This window comes from Chitinophaga sp. (genome assembly GCF_036566945.1).
In the GTDB taxonomy this organism is placed as follows: Bacteria; Bacteroidota; Bacteroidia; order Chitinophagales; family Chitinophagaceae; genus Chitinophaga.
In genome coordinates this window covers 1-17,262 of sequence record NZ_DATCVJ010001053.1, presented here as the reverse complement: position 1 = coordinate 17,262, position 17,262 = coordinate 1, and the positions used below count along the sequence as shown (strand labels likewise).

At 44.4% G+C, this 17,262-nt stretch carries 11 protein-coding genes and 1 pseudogene; 5 read left to right on the top strand and 7 right to left on the bottom strand.

Annotated features, from left to right (window positions below; all coding sequences use genetic code 11):
* Positions 1–1,725, top strand: a pseudogene (locus tag VIP81_RS31770) (TonB-dependent receptor); the annotation flags it as partial.
* A gap of 129 nt (positions 1,726–1,854) precedes the next feature.
* Here VIP81_RS31770 and VIP81_RS31765 read toward each other — a convergent pair.
* Together VIP81_RS31765 and mfd are read right to left on the bottom strand one after the other, a co-directional pair.
* A complete protein-coding gene (locus VIP81_RS31765) occupies positions 1,855–2,553 on the bottom strand; it encodes an SIMPL domain-containing protein (RefSeq protein WP_331971660.1) in 699 nt (232 codons plus the stop codon).
* 189 nt (positions 2,554–2,742) lie between these two features.
* A complete protein-coding gene (gene mfd, locus VIP81_RS31760) occupies positions 2,743–6,144 on the bottom strand; it encodes a transcription-repair coupling factor (protein ID WP_331971657.1) in 3,402 nt (1,133 codons plus the stop codon).
* Positions 6,145–6,330: 186 nt separating this feature from the next.
* On the opposite strand from mfd, the gene VIP81_RS31755 reads away from it, so the two are divergent.
* On the top strand, positions 6,331–7,050 hold the full coding sequence (locus VIP81_RS31755; protein ID WP_331971654.1) for a ferredoxin--NADP reductase: 720 nt from the start codon (positions 6,331–6,333) through the stop codon (positions 7,048–7,050).
* 195 nt (positions 7,051–7,245) lie between these two features.
* Here the strand turns inward: VIP81_RS31755 and VIP81_RS31750 are convergent, their stop codons facing one another.
* From VIP81_RS31750 to dtd, 4 genes are all read right to left on the bottom strand, one after another.
* Positions 7,246–8,673, bottom strand: coding sequence for a glycine--tRNA ligase (locus VIP81_RS31750; protein ID WP_331971651.1), 1,428 nt, complete (start codon positions 8,671–8,673; stop codon positions 7,246–7,248).
* Between the two features lie 81 nt (positions 8,674–8,754).
* A complete protein-coding gene (locus VIP81_RS31745; RefSeq protein WP_331971647.1) occupies positions 8,755–9,696 on the bottom strand; it encodes a YihY/virulence factor BrkB family protein in 942 nt (313 codons plus the stop codon).
* A 41-nt stretch (positions 9,697–9,737) separates the two neighbouring features.
* Positions 9,738–10,067 (bottom strand): nucleotide pyrophosphohydrolase, encoded by a 330-nt coding sequence (locus VIP81_RS31740; RefSeq protein WP_331971644.1) that lies wholly within the window; start codon positions 10,065–10,067, stop codon positions 9,738–9,740.
* Between the two features lie 52 nt (positions 10,068–10,119).
* Positions 10,120–10,572 (bottom strand): D-aminoacyl-tRNA deacylase, encoded by a 453-nt coding sequence (gene dtd / locus VIP81_RS31735; protein WP_331971641.1) that lies wholly within the window; start codon positions 10,570–10,572, stop codon positions 10,120–10,122.
* A 118-nt stretch (positions 10,573–10,690) separates the two neighbouring features.
* On the opposite strand from dtd, the gene arfB reads away from it, so the two are divergent.
* Both arfB and VIP81_RS31725 read left to right on the top strand, forming a co-directional pair.
* Positions 10,691–11,089: an alternative ribosome rescue aminoacyl-tRNA hydrolase ArfB gene (arfB, locus tag VIP81_RS31730; RefSeq protein WP_331971638.1), complete on the top strand. Its 399-nt coding sequence runs from the start codon at positions 10,691–10,693 to the stop codon at positions 11,087–11,089.
* A gap of 90 nt (positions 11,090–11,179) precedes the next feature.
* Positions 11,180–12,727: a polysaccharide biosynthesis C-terminal domain-containing protein gene (locus VIP81_RS31725; protein ID WP_331971635.1), complete on the top strand. Its 1,548-nt coding sequence runs from the start codon at positions 11,180–11,182 to the stop codon at positions 12,725–12,727.
* Positions 12,728–12,798: 71 nt separating this feature from the next.
* Here VIP81_RS31725 and VIP81_RS31720 read toward each other — a convergent pair whose 3' ends face one another.
* On the bottom strand, positions 12,799–13,446 hold the full coding sequence (locus VIP81_RS31720) for an MBL fold metallo-hydrolase (RefSeq protein ID WP_331971632.1): 648 nt from the start codon (positions 13,444–13,446) through the stop codon (positions 12,799–12,801).
* A gap of 61 nt (positions 13,447–13,507) precedes the next feature.
* On the opposite strand from VIP81_RS31720, the gene VIP81_RS31715 reads away from it, so the two are divergent.
* Entirely contained in the window at positions 13,508–16,915 is a 3,408-nt protein-coding gene (locus tag VIP81_RS31715; RefSeq protein ID WP_331971629.1) for a hypothetical protein, read from the top strand.
* Positions 16,916–17,262 lie beyond the last annotated feature (347 nt).

The window sequence follows — 17,262 nt, the reverse complement described above, 5'->3', positions numbered from 1 at the left end:
GGTTTCGTAAACTCCTGGAATGGACGTCTGGATTACGATAGCATTGGCGCTTTCCTGGCTAACAATCCTTCCCGTGTACGTGGTAACTTCAACTATACCAACAACTCACGTGATTACATCATGGCCAACCCGCCTGCACAGTTCAAAGTGAACCTGCTGAGCTTATACGGACAGGATGAAATTCAAATTACCGATCGCTTCAAAATCACTCCAGGTATCCGTTTAGACTATACCGGTATACCTAACAAACAACCACTGAGCGATAAAACTATCAAATCACCAGAAGATCCTAACTACGGTACCACCTATACGTACACGCAGCCGAAGAACATCAAAAATGACTTCCTGAATAACGTACAGTTCTCTCCACGCTTAGGTTTCAACTACGATATCAAAGGTGATAACAGCCTGGTATTACGTGGTGGTAGCGGTTTATTCACCGGTCGTATTCCTTTTGCATGGATTGGTTACGCTTACTATAATAATGGTGTTACTTATGGTGCATACGATAATAAAGCATCCAGCAAACCATTCGTAAATACGCCACTGCCCGCAGCTAAACCTTCTGCTAACGGTATCGCTGATTTCGCAAAACAGAATGGTGTAGATGTAAATAACGCCGCAGGTGCAACTCAGGTAGATATGATTGACAACAACTTCAAAATGCCACAGGTATGGAGAAGTAGCCTGGCACTGGATTATACTACCCATGACCAGTGGAAATTCAGCATCGAAGGTATTTATACCAAAGTAGTAAAGGATCTGCAATTCCAACAGGTAAACCTGGTAGATAATCCTACTTACTATGCTTATGATGTAAACAAACAGCAGCCAATTTTCTCTGGTAAAAAAATCAACTCGCTGTATACAAACGCTTACCTCCTGTCTAATACCGACAAAGGTTACCGTTACAGCATCACTGCTCAGATCTCCAAAGTATTTCCATTTGGTCTGAACATCATGACTGCCTACACTTACGGACAAGCGAAAGATATCACCAATGGTATCCGTAACTCCATGGAGTCTAACTGGCAGCTGAACCAGGCACTGAATCCTAACAATCCGGGACTGGCTTATTCTAACTTTGATATCCGTCATCGTATAGTAGCTACCGTTAGCTACAAACAGGATTGGGGCACAAAAGGTAAATGGGTATCTAACTTCTCTACCTTCTTTAATACTTCTTCCGGTTTACCATTCAGCTACGGTTTCGTAAACGCCACTGTACAGGGTACTCCTCAACAGGTGAGCCTGGCTTACATTCCAAAGGATGTAGCTGAAGCTACCAACTTCTTTACTGATAAAGTTGGTGGACCATCTGCCGCTCAACAGGCCACTGCTTTCATGGATCATGTAAACAGCGACAAATACCTGAGCAGCCGTAAAGGTGATTTCACAGAACGTAATGGTGGACGTACACCATGGAATACACAGGCTGACTTCCGCTTCAGCCAGGACTTTAACTTCAATGCTGGTAAAAAAGTACACACCCTCACGCTGACTTACGACATCGTGAACGTTACTAATCTGCTGAACAAAGACTGGGGTGTTTCCTACTTCTCACCAAATACCTTCAACTCCTCTGCAAGTGTGGGTCTGACACCTACTGGTAAAGTGGTTAACAACTATCCTACTTATACCTATAGCAATCCAGGTACTCCGTACTCAAAAGATTTCTTTGCATCCCGTCATCAGATGCAGCTGGGTCTGAGATACAGCTTCTAAGAAGCAGAAGGCATAAAGCCGAAAGCAAAAAGCTATAAAAGCGAATGACCAGAGCGGAGTTAAATCCATTGCTCTGGTCATTCGCTTTTATAGCTTCCTGTTTTACCCTTTTACTTTCTGCTTTAGGCTTTATTTAATCGCAAACACTGCTCTTACTTCTGCGCGAACCTTAATAGTTTTGAAATCAATATCTGAGGATGCATCTTCGCTAACACCTGCAGATTTATAGTTAGCCATCATCATTGGACGAACATCGGAATAGTTGTCCGTATTCATTTCCTGAATTTCAATTACACCATCCACTTTATTACCGATAGCCGTCAGCATGTATTCTGCTTTTTCTTTCGCTGCCAGTAATGCTTTAATTTTTACTTCTTTGCGGTAAGCTTCCATTTTGCTGGAAGAGTAAGAAGCAATCCTGGTATTTTCAATTCCTTCTGCATCTACTGCGCCCAGAATGATATTGATTTTATCCAATTTGGTTAATTTAAGACGGTACTGTTTGCGCGCCATAAATTCCTGTGGATCTTTCTTTTTGCGCAATATCTCAAAGTTGTTGCCATACACGTTTTCAACGGTCAGATCTGCTTTGGGAATACCTGCATCGGCTACTGCTTTTTCCAATTGTTTTTCCAGCGTGCTGATCTCTACTTTAGTTTTACCTTTTACATATTCACGTAAAGAGATGTTGAAATAAATTTCATCCGGTGTTATTTCCATTTCTGCGGAACCGTTTACTTCAATCTTTTTTACTGGTTGTTTATCTGCCTGAGCAAAAGTGGTGAAGGCCAAAAATAATCCTGCTGCTAATAACATTACCTTTTTCATGTGTCGATGTTTTCTATTGTTTTTAAAAAATTAGTTTCCGTTTTTAATTACACCCTCATGATGCTACGTTTGAAAGTGATTCCACAAATGGGGTTTTATAAAATTTTGTTAATACACAATTACAGAAATAGGTTTATACATTTCATATTAGAAATGAAACGTTTACAAGGGCATTATGTTACAGGGAAATTATTTTCGGCTATCGGTCATTGCCTTGAGGAAGTCGTATAAGTCATTCATATTACGGATACGGGAGGCCACCAGCATAAAGTTTTTGCCTACTTGTTTTAGTTTGGCGTTGTTTGTACGGGTTTGTATATACGTTAATATATGATTGAACGTAGGTGATTCAAAATAGGGAGAGTCGGGGTTATTAATGAAATAGCAACGCAGGTTTTCTTCTTTCAGCATCATTTTTTCGAAGCCGAGTTGTATGGCCATCCAGCGGCAACGGATCATGGTGAGCAGTTCTTTTACCGGCTCGGGGAGTGGACCGAAGCGATCGGCCATATCCGCCTCAAACGCCTGTAGCTTGCCTTCCTCCATGATATTATCCAATTCCTGGTATAGGTTCAAACGTTCCTGGATACTCTCTATATAGGTATCAGGAATCAATATTTCCATGTCTGTATCGATGGTACAGTCACTCACGAAATCTTTCTTTTCTTCCAGCTGATCTTTAAAGAGGTCGCGGAATTCATTTTGTTTCAGTTCGCGGATGGCTTCGTCCAGAATTTTCTGGTACATGTCGAAGCCAATTTCTGCCATGAAACCGCTTTGTTCACCTCCCAACAGGTTGCCGGCGCCACGGATATCCAGGTCGCGCATGGCGATCTGGAAACCACTACCCAGCTCACTGTGTTGTTCGAGTGTTTGCAGGCGTTTACGGCTATCGGAAGGCAGCGTGCTGATAGGCGGCGCCAGCAGATAACAGAATGCCTTTTTATTGCTGCGTCCTACACGGCCACGTAGCTGATGCAGGTCACTCAACCCAAAATGATGGGCGTTATTAATGATGATGGTATTAGCATTGGGAATATCCACGCCACTTTCCACGATGTTGGTACAAACCAGCACGTCGTATTTTCGGTCAATGAAATCCAGGATCACTTCTTCCAGCTGATGTCCTTCGAGTTGTCCGTGTGCAGTGGCGATAGACAAATCGGGGCATAAGCCCTGAATGAGTCCGGCCATTTCTTTCAGTCCTTTTACCCGGTTGTGGATAAAGTAAACCTGTCCGCCTCTTTCTGCTTCGTAGTAAATAGCATCCCGGATCAGGTCCTGGTTAAATACCTGTACTTCTGTTTCAATGGCCTGCCTGTTGGGCGGTGGCGTGTTGATAACAGAAAGGTCACGGGCACCCATCAACGAAAACTGCAGCGTACGGGGTATAGGCGTTGCCGTTAGTGTGAGGGTGTCTACGTTATGTTTTATCTGTTTCAGTTTTTCTTTAGCAGAAACACCGAATTTTTGTTCTTCATCTACCACCAATACGCCAAGGTCTTTGAACTTCACTTCCTTGCCCAGCAAGGCATGTGTGCCAATGATGATATCGATCTTTCCTTCTTCGAGGCGCTTGAGTGTTTCCTTTTTTTCTTTGGAAGATTTAAACCTGTTGAGATAGTCCACTGTGCAGGGGAAATCTTTCAGGCGGTCTGCAAAGGTTTTATAATGCTGAAATGCCAGGATGGTAGTAGGTACCAGTACGGCGGCCTGTTTACCGTCCACAATAGATTTAAATGCGGCCCGGATGGCGACTTCGGTTTTACCAAAGCCTACATCACCACATACCAGCCGGTCCATTGGCGCCGGTGATTCCATATCACGTTTCACATCTGCGGTGGCCTTGCTTTGATCTGGTGTATCCTCATAAATGAAAGAGGCTTCCAGTTCAGTTTGCAGATAAGTGTCTGGCGTATGCGCAAATCCTTGCTGGGCTTTGCGTACAGCGTACAACTGTATCAGGTCTTTCGCAATATCTTTTACCTGCGTTTTGGCTTTTTCCTTCAGCTTATCCCAGGCATCGCTACCCAGTTTATTTACTTTAGGTTCTACGCCTTCTTTGCCGGTGTATTTACTGATTTTGTGCAGGGAGTTGATATTTACATACAACAGGTCGTTGTTTTTGTAAATAATACGGATGGCTTCCTGCATTTTTCCCCCTACCTCAATTTTTTGCAAACCGCTATACATGCCCACGCCATGATCAATATGCGTAACAAAATCGCCCGATTGCAGCTCCCTTAAGGTTTTCATGGTAATCGCCTTATTCTTATTATAGGCTTGTTTTACCTTGTATTTGTGGAAGCGCTGGAAAATCTGGTGATCAGTATAGCAGGCCAGTTTCAGCGAGTGGTCAATGAATCCGCTGCTGATGGCCACGGGAATGGGAAAGAAAACAAAATCTGCTTTCAGGTCCTCAAAAATACTCCGTAAGCGTTCCAGCTGACGGGGATTGTCTGAGAATATAAAAAGGGAATATTTATTACTGTTATGTTTACCGAGATCTTTGATCAGCAAGTCGAACTGCCGGTTAAAGACGGGTTGTTCCTGGGTATCGAAAACGATAGCCGCGGCGGAATGTCCTTGTTCGCGTAGCCAGTCTTTGTTACCAAAAACGATGGTGGACTTTTTCAGCAGCTGTTGCATGAGGGACGCGGCTTTTACAAAGTCGTCCTCTTTCAGCACCATTTCTTCGTCTTCATCCACTTTTACTTTCTGCCCGGTGAGCAGGAAGTCATCGAGGCGTTGCTCCATTTGTTCTATCACACCTTGCACATAGGCGGGATCTTTCATCCATACTACGGTGTTGGCGGGTAGAAATTCGGTGAGCGGGGTTTTGCCATGATCTGCGCTGGTACCATGGGTGTCCATGTTGGCGATGAGGGTTACCTGGGTGAGTTTGCGCTCACTCAGCTGCGTCTCAGGATCAAAGAGGCGTATAGAGTCTATATCTTCTCCAAATAATTCAATGCGGTAAGGCTTCTCGTTGCCAAAGGAATAGATATCGAGGATACCACCTCTTTGGGCGTACTGACCGGGTTCGTATACAAAATCTGTGGCATGAAAGCCCCAGGTAATGAGTTGTTCGAGCAGGGGATCTACTTTCAGTACATCGCCCACTTTCAACTGCACCATGTTGGCGCTGAATGCCTGGTTGCCGGCAACTTTCTCCCAGAGTGCTTCCGGATAGGTCACCAGTATTTTTTTACGGACGTTGTCGCCGGAAAATTTCATGAGGGCTTCTGTCCGCAGCATACTATGGCTGCTGTTGATCTCGTGAAACTGACCTGCTTTTTTGAAGGAGTCCGGGAAATAGAAAATATCGAGTGCCTGGCTGAGTTGTTCCAGATCGTTATGGAAATAGGCGGCCTCCTCTCTATCGTTTAAGATGAAGAGATGGTTCGCATCTGCATGCGCCCAGGTGCTAACTGCCACAAAGTTTATTGCACTCCCACTAATGGAGGAAAGCTGAAAGTATTGTGGGGTGGGTGATTGTATCCCCTTCACCAGCGACTGCAGGCGGGCATCACGTTGAAATAATTGTAATACTGCCTGTAAATTCATGAAGACAGCAAAGGTAAAGAACATTTACCGATTTTGATATTTGGGTATCAAGATATTTGGGAGATGGGAGGGATTTGTGGCCGGAGTTTTTCCGGGGAGATGAAATTGTTTGAGAAAGCTGCCATGACAGGCAATTATCAAATAAGGAGATATCCAAATAACAAAATCCCAAATTTTCAGTATATTCAGTGAGACCAAAACTCAAATTCCATGCTGGACCTATGGCACACAGGCATCGTCACAAAGTTGGTGGATGAAACCCACAACACCCGCCGCTTTTGGATAGAGGTTCCGGACATGGATCGGTTTGACTTTAAACCGGGGCAATTCGTAACACTGGACCTGCCTATTCACGAAAAAAAGAACAAACGCTGGCGTAGTTATTCTATTGCTTCTCATCCTGATGGCAGCAATGTGTTTGAGCTGGTGATTGTGCTTCTGGAAGGTGGGCTGGGCAGTACTTACCTGTTTAATGAAATAAAAGTAGGGAGTGAATTACTGCTGCGGGGACCACAGGGCATTTTCGTACTGCCGGAGGCGTTAGACAGGGAATTATTCCTTATCTGCACCGGTACTGGTATTGCGCCTTTCCGGTCTATGGCGCATTATATTCATTTGCATGGGATTCCACATGCGCCTATTCATCTTATTTTCGGCGTTCGTTATCAGCATGATCTGTTGTATGCGGCCGAGTTGCAGGAACTGGCTGCGGCTCTTCCCAACTTCAACTACATTCCTACGTTATCACGCGATGAAAACTGGACAGGTAGGAAGGGATATGTACACAATGTGTATGAGGAATTGTTGCAGGATAAACGCCCGGCGCACTTTTTCCTTTGTGGCTGGAAAGCTATGATCGACGAGGCGAAGCACCGGATACAGGCGATGGGGTATGACCGGCATGATATCCACCAGGAGCTGTATGGATAAGACGAGGAAACGCTGCTGTGGCAGATAGTTAACACGCCTCAAAAGCATTATGGATCATTTACAACCGACATTCCCGGGAAAAAACGCTGGCATTGCACACTGCCTGCATTGATATCTCCCGAAAACCAACTATAAAAAATAAGGGCTGCAACTACTGGTTTACACCAACTGTTGCAGCCCTTTATGCAGCAATAATTAAAGGATCTTACTTAATACCAGTTGCTTCACTTCGGACAGCGGGATACGTTCCTGCTCCATGGTGTCGCGATAACGGATGGTTACCATTCCATCTTCTTTGGTTTGATGATCGATGGTTACGCAGAAAGGAGTACCAATGGCATCCTGGCGGCGGTAACGTCTTCCAATCGCATCTTTTTCTTCATAGAAGCAATGGAAAGCTTGTTTACATTCATTCATCAATACTTTAGCCACTTCCGGTAAACCGTCTTTCTTGGTGAGTGGGAAGATCGCCAGTTTAATAGGCGCCAGTTTAGCAGGTAAGCGTAACACTACGCGGCTATCCTGTTTATCGGCAGTGCTCAGGTCCTCTTCTGCGTAAGCATTACAGATTGTGAGCAGGAACATACGATCCAGACCGATAGAAGTTTCTATCACGTAAGGCACATAGTTCTGATTGATTTCTGTATCGAAGTATTGAATTTTTTTCTTGCTGAATTCCTGGTGTTGTTTCAGGTCAAAATCACCACGGGAGTGAATACCTTCTACTTCTTTGAAACCGAATGGGAATTCGTATTCAATATCCACGGCAGCATCGGCGTAGTGTGCTAATTTTACGTGGTCTTTGAAATGGTATTTAGCAGGATCGATGCCCAGGCTAAGGTGCCATTGCATGCGTTCTTCTTTCCATTTCTCGTACCATTCCTGCTGGGTGCCAGGGCGTACAAAGAACTGCATTTCCATTTGCTCGAATTCGCGCATACGGAAAATAAACTGGCGGGCTACGATTTCATTTCTGAAAGCTTTACCAATTTGTGCAATACCGAAAGGCACTTTCATCCTGCCGGTTTTTTGTACGTTCAGGAAGTTCACGAAAATACCTTGCGCAGTTTCAGGACGCAGGTATATTTCGCTGGCTTCATCCGTTACGCTACCCAGCTGGGTGGAAAACATCAGGTTAAACTGACGTACTTCTGTCCAGTTCACGGTACCGCTAACGCTACACTTTATTTTATTGGTTTCTATTAATGTTTTCAGTCCTGCGAAGTCGTTTTCCTTCAGCAGTTCATCCATTTGTGCCAGGAGTGCATCACCGGCTTCCTGGGATAATGTTTCCGCATGTCCTTCAATGAGGTGATCTACCCGGTAGCGTTTTTTGCTATCCTTGTTATCAATCATTGGGTCGCTGAAATTATCCACGTGTCCGGATGCCTTCCAGGTAGTAGGATGCATAAAGATGGCAGCATCGATCCCCACGATATCTTCGTGCAACTGGGTCATGCTTTTCCACCAATAATCCTTGATGTTTTTTTTCAGTTCAGCCCCGTACTGACCGTAATCATATACAGCACTGAGTCCATCGTAAATTTCGCTGGACTGAAAAACAAAACCATATTCTTTACAATGCGATATGATCGCCTGGAATTTATTCTGATCTGTAGACATAGTGGCGCAAAGATAAATGGCTATTTTGAAAATACGTATGCGATTATTAAAATATCTGTAAGAAAATGGCTATCAAATACACTATCCTTCCTGTACGGCTTCTGGCTCATGTGGAACCTCTATTTGTTTGATCCAAACGGCGTATTCGTTGGGGTAAATCTGTGCTCCGGAATGCTGCACATATACCCGGGTAAATACAGCCCCAAAGTACAGGATAGCTGCGGAATAGTATACCCAAAGTAATATAATTACGATAGACCCTGCGGCACCGTAGGTAGAACTTACTTTGCTGGCCCCGAGATAATATCCGATGGCGAATTTACCGAGCATAAAAAGGATGGCCGTAGCAATAGCGCCTACCCGCACATCTTTCCATTTAATACGGGCATCTGGCAGTACTTTGAAAATGATAGCAAAAAGCGTGGATATCACTAAAAAAGGTACTACGAAATCGGCCAGTGAGAACAGGATACCTGATGTTATTTTTCCCGGCAGCAGGCTCACCACCAGTGTGGAAAACAGCTCTACCAACCCGTTAATAGCCAGGGATACCAACAAGATAAAGCCAAGACTTACCACCAGTGAAAAGGAGAGGAGCCTGTTGAGAATCATGCGTAACAGGCCATTTTTCTTTGGCTTTGATTTCAGCCGCCAGATGTAGTTAATAGAATCCTGTATTTCCGCAAATACCCCGGTGGCGCCAATAATGAGTGTTACGAAACCCACTATGGTAGCCCAGTTCATATCACCGGACAATGAGGCATTCTTAATCATATCCTGGATCTGCAAAGCAGCATTGCTGCCTACGAGGCCACTGATTTGCCCGTAAATATTGCCTTCTATAGCATCTTTACCGAGAAACAGGTCACAGAAAAAAATGATGATGATCAACATAGGGGCAACGGAGAAGATAGTATAGTAAGCCAATGCAGCACTCAGCTTCAGCACTTTATCATCCATGAATTCGCTACCGGATTGTTTCAGTACCTGCCAGATCTTTTTTAGCTTTCCCTGTTTTTGCATAGCAGTTTTTTAGCAGCAGCACAAAAAGCGTGCGCGCTGTATTAGGATTTTAATTTGGGGTTATTATGATGCCTTTGGGCATCCCGGATATTTTTCTTTTCGAAATTCTTTTCCAATGCTACAGTCATATCAATACCCGTTTGATTAGCGATGCAGAGCAATACCCACATCACGTCAGCCAGCTCATCTGCCAGCAGCTTTTTGGTATCACTTTCTTTTGAAGACTGATCCCCATATTTCCGGGCCATTATACGGGCTACTTCTCCTACTTCTTCCGTGAGTATGGCCATGTTGGTTAGCTCACTGAAGTAACGCACTCCTGTTGTGTTTATCCAGCTATCAATTTTTTCCTGGGCTTCCTGAATGGTCATGGATTCGTTTTTAATTATTAAAGATAACGGATTGACTGCATTGCAGCCGTGTTTATTCCCGCTGATGAGAATCGATGATAATGGTGACAGGGCCATCATTTAACAGCGCCACTTTCATATCTGCCCCAAAAATACCTCTTTGAATAGTGGTCCCTAAATCCTGTTCTAACTGAACAATCATTTTTTCGTACAATGGGATGGCAACATCTGGCTTACTGGCACGGATATACGAAGGACGATTGCCTTTCTTCGTAGATGCGTGCAGGGTGAACTGGCTCACCAATAATATATCGCCGTGCACATCTTTCACGGATACATTCATCACGCCGTCATCGTCATTAAAGATCCGGAGATTCACTATTTTGCTGCTCAGCCACTGAATATCGTCTATGGTATCTATATCTTCTATGCCCAGCAGCACCAGTAAGCCTTGCTGAATTTGCCCGGTGATAGCCCCGTCTACCGTTACGGAAGCGGAACTAACGCGTTGTATAACTACCCTCATGGCTCCATTTTTAGTGACGGTAAATTAAATGATTTGGCAGGAAAAACACCCGGTATTCGCTGCAGTTTTAATAAATTGCCCTTTCTAAGTACTTTTTTATATTAAAAATTAAACATACATGAATATCAATGTGACCACTGAAATCACGTTTCGCACTGCCCGCAGTGGTGGTAGCGGAGGACAAAACGTGAATAAAGTGGAAACCATGGTAGAAGGCTATTTTGATGTAATGGCTTCTGCCCTGTTAACCCCGGAACAAAAAACATTGTTAATGGAGAAATTGTCTAACCGCATCAATGCGGATGGCCTGCTCCAGGTGAAATCCCAAACAGAACGTACCCAGTTAGGCAACAAGCAGGAGGTGATCTCCAAAATGAACGAGATGATCGGTAAAGCGTTGATTCCCCGTAAAAAGCGGGTGCCTACCCGGCCTTCCAAAGCGGCAAAAGAGAGACGAATAGACTCAAAAAAACGGTTATCGGATAAGAAACAGCAGCGCAGGGGAGGATTTGAGTAGCGATAAGCATTACGGATATGCGGGGGAGATCCTGCACCTTAATTCGTATTTCTTATTCGTATTTGTATTTTGCACTAAAATATTTGGGAATTGAGTATCAAGAAACTGGCAGGACAAACGATGTATTATGGGATGAGTAATATTGTGAGCAAACTGCTCAATTATTTCCTCACGCCTTTTTATCTGACGATTTTAACCCGTGCATCTTTCGGGGAGATGTCTAACGTTTATGCCTATATACCTTTTGCCAATATTGTGCTGACTTACGGAATGGAAACGGCTTTTTTCCGTTTTGCCAAAAAGGAAAACAAGGCGAACGTACTGGGAACGACTACCATTTCCCTGTTGTTGTCTACCATCAGTATCACCATTTTACTATTGTTACTGAAGTCGCCGGTTATTAATTCCTATGCCGGGGAGCTGGCAGGGCTCAATGGCCACCCTACCTATTATACTTATGTAGTATTGCTGATGGCCTTTGATGCGCTCACAGCCATACCATTTGCGCAATTGCGGCTGGAAGACCGTCCGGTGCGGTATGCCGCTATTCGTATAGCCGGAATCGTTACCACTATATTTTTCAATATTTTTTTCCTGGTGATTTGCCCGAAGCTGTATGCAGCAGGCTGGCACTGGTTGCCGGATATACAAAGCAGCAGCGATCAAACGGGATATATCTACCTGAGTAATATGCTGGGCAGTGCCGTTACCCTGATACTTTTCCTCCCTCAGATCCGCAAAATTCAATGGAAGTTTGATGCGGGGCTGTGGAAGCAGATGATGCATTATGCCCTGCCACTGATTATAGTGGGCATGGCGGGTATGGTAAACGAAACCTTTGACAGGGCCTGGTTTTTACCTCAGTTCCTGCCGGGAAACAACATGGAAGCCAAGAAAGAAGTGATTGCCCTGTATAGTGCCAATTACAAACTGGCCATCCTGATTACTATGTTCATACAGGCATTCAGGTTAGGAGCGGAGCCCTTTTTCTTTAAACAGGCCGAGAGTGGCGATCCCCGGAAAATGTATGCCCGCATTATGAAGCTGTTTGTGATCATGCTCTGCTTTATGTTCCTGTTTGTAAGTCTTTACCTGAATATCTGGAAAGCCTTTCTCCGGGTGCCTTTCTACTACCAGGGGATGCGTATTGTACCTGTTTTATTACTGGCCAATATGTTCCTGGGGATCTATTACAACCTTACGATCTGGTTTAAACTCACTGACCGCACCAAAACCGGGGCGGTGATTACGATATTGACCGCCATCCTCGCTTTCGGGCTCAATTACTGGTGGATTCCGGTAATGGGCTACTATGGCGCAGCACTGGCCACCATGGTCTGCTATTTTATTCAGATGGTGGTGTGCTACGTTTGGGGGCAAAAGTATTATCCTATTCCTTACCATCTCCCTAAACTCATTACCTATGTAGGATTAGCGGTGGGGATCTACTACGTATTCAGCTGGCTGAACGCGCTGGTTTTATCGCCTAAAGATATCTACGCCCTCAGCCCCCTTCCTCTCGCAGTGGCAACAGCTTTCTTTGTAGCTTATGCCTGGTTTATTTTCCGTATGGAGAAGAAGGAGTTTGCCCGGTTGCCTGTGATAGGGAAATATCTGGGAGGAAGAATTACGAATTAAGAATTACGAATTACGGAGTTGTGGCGAGATTGTCCGCTATTATGTCCCCACAACTCCGTAATTCGTAATTCTTAATTCGTAATTCCCAAAAATGGATTGTGCTTCTTTTCAAAGCCAATAGTGGTCGCTGGTCCATGGCCAGGGAATACCCTTACCTCGTCTGGCAGGACAAACAGTTTTTCCCGGATACTTTGCAGCAGGGTGCTATGATTGCCTCCGGGCAGGTCGGTACGGCCAATGCTCTGGTAAAACAATACATCACCTCCAATCACAAAATGCTGGCCTGCACAATAGAAGGCAACACTGCCGGGAGAGTGTCCTGGTGTAAGCAATACCGTTAGTTCGTCCGTTCCAAAGGGAATGGTTTCTCCTTCCAGCAAATAACGGCCGGCCATAGGAGAGGGTTCAAAGGGGATATTGTACATGGCAGCGGCTTTCTGGGAATTGTCCAGCACCGGCTGTTCCAGCTCATGAAACTCCGGACGCACTTTATACGTATCTGATACGAGTTTATTACCGAAAATATGGTCAAAGTGGCAGTGCGTATTCAATAATCTTATAACATTTAACCCGTGCGTTTGTATATATTGTAATAATTCTTTTCTTTCGTCCTGAAAATAACATCCCGGGTCTATAATTATACATTCCTTTTTACCGTTAATAAGCAGGAAGGTGTTTTCTTGTAGTGGACCAAAAGTGAATTGTTGTATTTCAATCATTGTTACCCGATTTTTTTAGGCTAATTTTAAAACAGATCACAATATTATCAATACTTTCTGTATGAACAGATTTATTACCAGGTTATTATTCCACGGTACCCTATTACTTGGAACGATAGTATCGCAAGCCCAGACTAATACAGTAGAATTCGGCCAAAATCGTGTGCAGTTCAAGAACTTTAAGTGGAGATACTATCAAAGCCGCCATTTCAATACCTACTTCAGCCAGAATGGACTTGAACTTGGTAAGTATGCGGCCCAGGTAGCCGAAAAGGAATTACCCCAGCTGGAACAGTTCATGGAGAGCAACCCCAGACAGCGGATTAATATTGTGGTGTACAACTCCTTCGGAGAAATGAAGCAGTCCAATATCGGGATTGGCGTGGAATGGCAGAATACAGGAGGGGTAACGAAGCTGGTAGGTAACAAAATGATCGTTTACTTTGATGGCAACCATGAGCACCTGCGCCGGCAGATCAGACAGGGCATTGCCCGGATTATGCTGGAAACATTGCTTTTCGGGGAAGACATCGGCGAATTTGCCGGCAATGCTGCCCTCATAGATTTCCCTAAATGGTTTACAGATGGTTTTATAGGTTATGCCGCCGAGAACTGGACTGCTGAACAGGACGAGCAGCTGAAACTGATCCTCATGTCCGGCAAATACAGCAACTTTAATGCCCTCGCCTATGATCATAGCTTCCTGGCTGGTCAGGCATTCTGGTATTATGTGGAAAGTAAATATGGTAAAGATGCGGTGCCTTACCTCATGTACATCACCCGTATTAACCGCGGACTGAAAAAAGGATTTGAACAGGTATTGAACCAAACACCCAAGAAAGCCACCAAAGACTTCTTCGTATTTTATCAGAAACGATTCCAGGAAGATAACCGCAGGAGAAAAACATCTGCCAAAGGCCGCACCATTGTTGCCCAGGAAATTACACCCAATAAAGAATTCTATCGCTTCAACCCCAACCCTAAGAATAACTCCTACGCTGTTGTAGAGTTTAAAAAAGGCGTATACCGGGTAGAAATTCAGCTGGGCTGGAACAAGCCTAAAGTATTGCTGCGTAGCGGCGTTATGCAACTGGCCAACCAGGTAGATCCCAACTATCCGCAAATGGCCTGGAATACGAAAGGTAACCGCCTGGCCATTGTATACGAGCATGAGGGCAAAACCAAACTGATGATCTATGACCTGATTACCCGTACGACTATACGGCAGGAACTGAATCAGTTTGACCGTGTGATAGACTTTAAATACATGCCGGTACAGGAAAATACCCTGTTACTGTCTGCCGTAAAAAATGGACACACCGATATTTTCACTTATAATATCAGCAATTCCAAAACAGACCAGATCACCAATGATGTATATGATGACCTGGATCCTTCCTTTGCCGCCTTCCCTGGCAAAAGCGGTATTCTCTATTCTTCCAACCGGCCATCGCCTAAAGGAAGAGGTTCAGATACTTCGCTGATGAACAGGCCGTTCAATATTTTCATGGTAGACAACTGGAACAAGAGCTCTGAAAAGCAGATTACACAGCTGACAGATCTCAACTATGGTAATGCCAAACTGCCCATGCAGTACAATACCACCCACTTCACCTTTGTATCTGATGCCAACGGTATCCGTAACCGTTATGCCGGGTTCTTCAAGTCCCAGGCCGACGGGGTGGATTCCCTGTTTTACGTAGGCTCAGAAATTTTGCATAACCCTGAACCGGAAGAACTGGATTCAGCTTTGATGGCCTATGGTACCACCGCGCCGGATTCTGTTGAAGCCATCACCCTTACTAAAGATTCTACCTATACTTTCCCTATTTCCAACTATCCTTATGGTATACAGGAATCCCGGATTACCGGTGAAAAAGGAGAAGTATCTGAAGTAGTACAATATGCTGATATCAAACGCCTGATGAAACTGAAGGTAGATACCATGACGCTGAAGAAAAGAAACGTCAACGCCCGGCCTACCAACTTCAGACGCGCCCAGATGCATGCAGATAGTTTGCGTATGGGACTGCCCACCTACCAGGCGCCACTAAAAGATACCAGCACACATGCCAACTTCTTCCAAAACGAATTTGGTAATGAACCGGCTGATACCACCGTTACCGGCGAGGCCCAGGGCCCTGCACTGTTTGAGAAGAAGAAAGAGGATGAACAAATATTGAAGAAGTCAAAACTGTTCCCGTATAAATGGAAGTTTGCTTCTGATTACCTGATCCTGCAACTGGATAACTCGGTACTGATAAATAAGTACCAGCCGTTCACCGGTCCGCCTTCCAGCCCGATCCGTTTGACCGATCCTATCAACGGATTAATTAAGATAGGGGTGAGTGATTTGTTTGAAGACCTGAAATTCAATGGTGGCTTCCGTATTCCGTCTTCCCTCCAGGGATCTGAATACTTCTTCAATGCTGCCTACCTGAAAAAACGGTTCGACTACAAATTCACCTACTACCGTAAAGTGGATAAGAGCTCGGCGCTCAATTTTTATGATGACAATGGTAACTTCCTGGACTCCTGGCCTACCAAGCTAGTTACCAATATCTACCAGGGAGAAATGCGTTATCCATTTGACCAGGTAAGAAGTATTCGCTTACAGGCGGGCATACGTACCGACAAGCTGGTCATACAGGCTACTGACAAACCACCTTTATTGGCTAAAGACCGCAAAGAAACATATGCATTAATGCACCTGGAATATGTGTATGATAACACCATCAATCCGGCTATTAATATCTGGAATGGTACCCGTTATAAAATTTATGGAGAAACCAACGCCCAGCTGACTAACGGAGGATTGAATGAGATGTTTAATACTCCCGGCTCCGCAGCAGGTAATGGCAGGTTTACCTATAACATGGGGGTGGATATCCGTCACTATGAAAAGATTTACCGCAACTTCATCTGGGCTACCCGCTTCGCTATGGATATGTCGTGGGGAACACGTAAGCTGCTGTATTACCTGGGTGGTGTGGATAACTGGTTAAATCCACAGATCAATCCCAATACGCCGGTTAATATGAGTGAGAACTACGCTTTCCAGACATTAACGGAAAACCTGCGTGGATACAAACAAAATGCGAGAAATGGTAACAATGCGATGGTATTGAATACAGAGCTTCGTTTACCGGTGTTCGCCACCTTTATAGATAAGCCGATCAACTCTGCTTTCCTCCGTAATTTCCAGGTAACGTCCTTTATTGACATTGGTACTGCCTGGAACAAAAAACTAACCTTTAAGGATGCTAATTATGGCTATTATTCCGATCCTAGTTCTGGTGTAACTACCCGTATTAAAGAAGGATTCCTGGGACCGTTTGTAGGAGGTTATGGTTTCGGCGCCCGTACGACTATTGCTGGTTACTTCCTCCGCGCTGATGCAGGCTGGCCTGCGGTAGCGTTTTTCAGAGGCAGCCCGATATGGTATTTTGGAATGGGCGTAGATTTCTAAACGCGATTTTTTGTCTTTGTTCAGGATTATACTGATTTAGATGATTTTCCAGATTTTATTTTTTTGATTAATAGCTTTAAAAAAGATTAGCGAAGATCGATGTGGTTATCCTCATCCTTCTTCGCTAATCTTTTTTAATCCTGTATAACAAAATCCTGAAAATCATCTAAATCAGTATAATCCTGAACAAAGACAAAAACTCGCACTAGCTATGTTGCTTTTTTACCAGCGGATACATCAGGCTCAGAAAAACGCCCATACATATTGTGAATGCCCAGGCACTGCGGTTTTCCACTGGATGTAATACAATATCTCTCATATCTCCGAGCAGGGTAAGCGGATCTTTT

Excerpts from the sequence above, each read along its gene's own strand:
- mfd (WP_331971657.1), bottom strand. The coding sequence starts at position 6,144 with ATGTTCTTTACCTTTGCTGTCTTCATGAATTTACAGGCAGTATTACAA.
- VIP81_RS31750 (WP_331971651.1), bottom strand. The coding sequence starts at position 8,673 with ATGTCTACAGATCAGAATAAATTCCAGGCGATCATATCGCATTGTAAA.
- VIP81_RS31755 (WP_331971654.1), top strand. The coding sequence starts at position 6,331 with ATGCTGGACCTATGGCACACAGGCATCGTCACAAAGTTGGTGGATGAA.
- VIP81_RS31765 (WP_331971660.1), bottom strand. The coding sequence starts at position 2,553 with ATGAAAAAGGTAATGTTATTAGCAGCAGGATTATTTTTGGCCTTCACC.
- arfB (WP_331971638.1), top strand. The coding sequence starts at position 10,691 with ATGAATATCAATGTGACCACTGAAATCACGTTTCGCACTGCCCGCAGT.
- VIP81_RS31715 (WP_331971629.1), top strand. The coding sequence starts at position 13,508 with ATGAACAGATTTATTACCAGGTTATTATTCCACGGTACCCTATTACTT.
- VIP81_RS31745 (WP_331971647.1), bottom strand. The coding sequence starts at position 9,696 with ATGCAAAAACAGGGAAAGCTAAAAAAGATCTGGCAGGTACTGAAACAA.
- dtd (WP_331971641.1), bottom strand. The coding sequence starts at position 10,572 with ATGAGGGTAGTTATACAACGCGTTAGTTCCGCTTCCGTAACGGTAGAC.
- VIP81_RS31740 (WP_331971644.1), bottom strand. The coding sequence starts at position 10,067 with ATGACCATTCAGGAAGCCCAGGAAAAAATTGATAGCTGGATAAACACA.
- VIP81_RS31720 (WP_331971632.1), bottom strand. The coding sequence starts at position 13,446 with ATGATTGAAATACAACAATTCACTTTTGGTCCACTACAAGAAAACACC.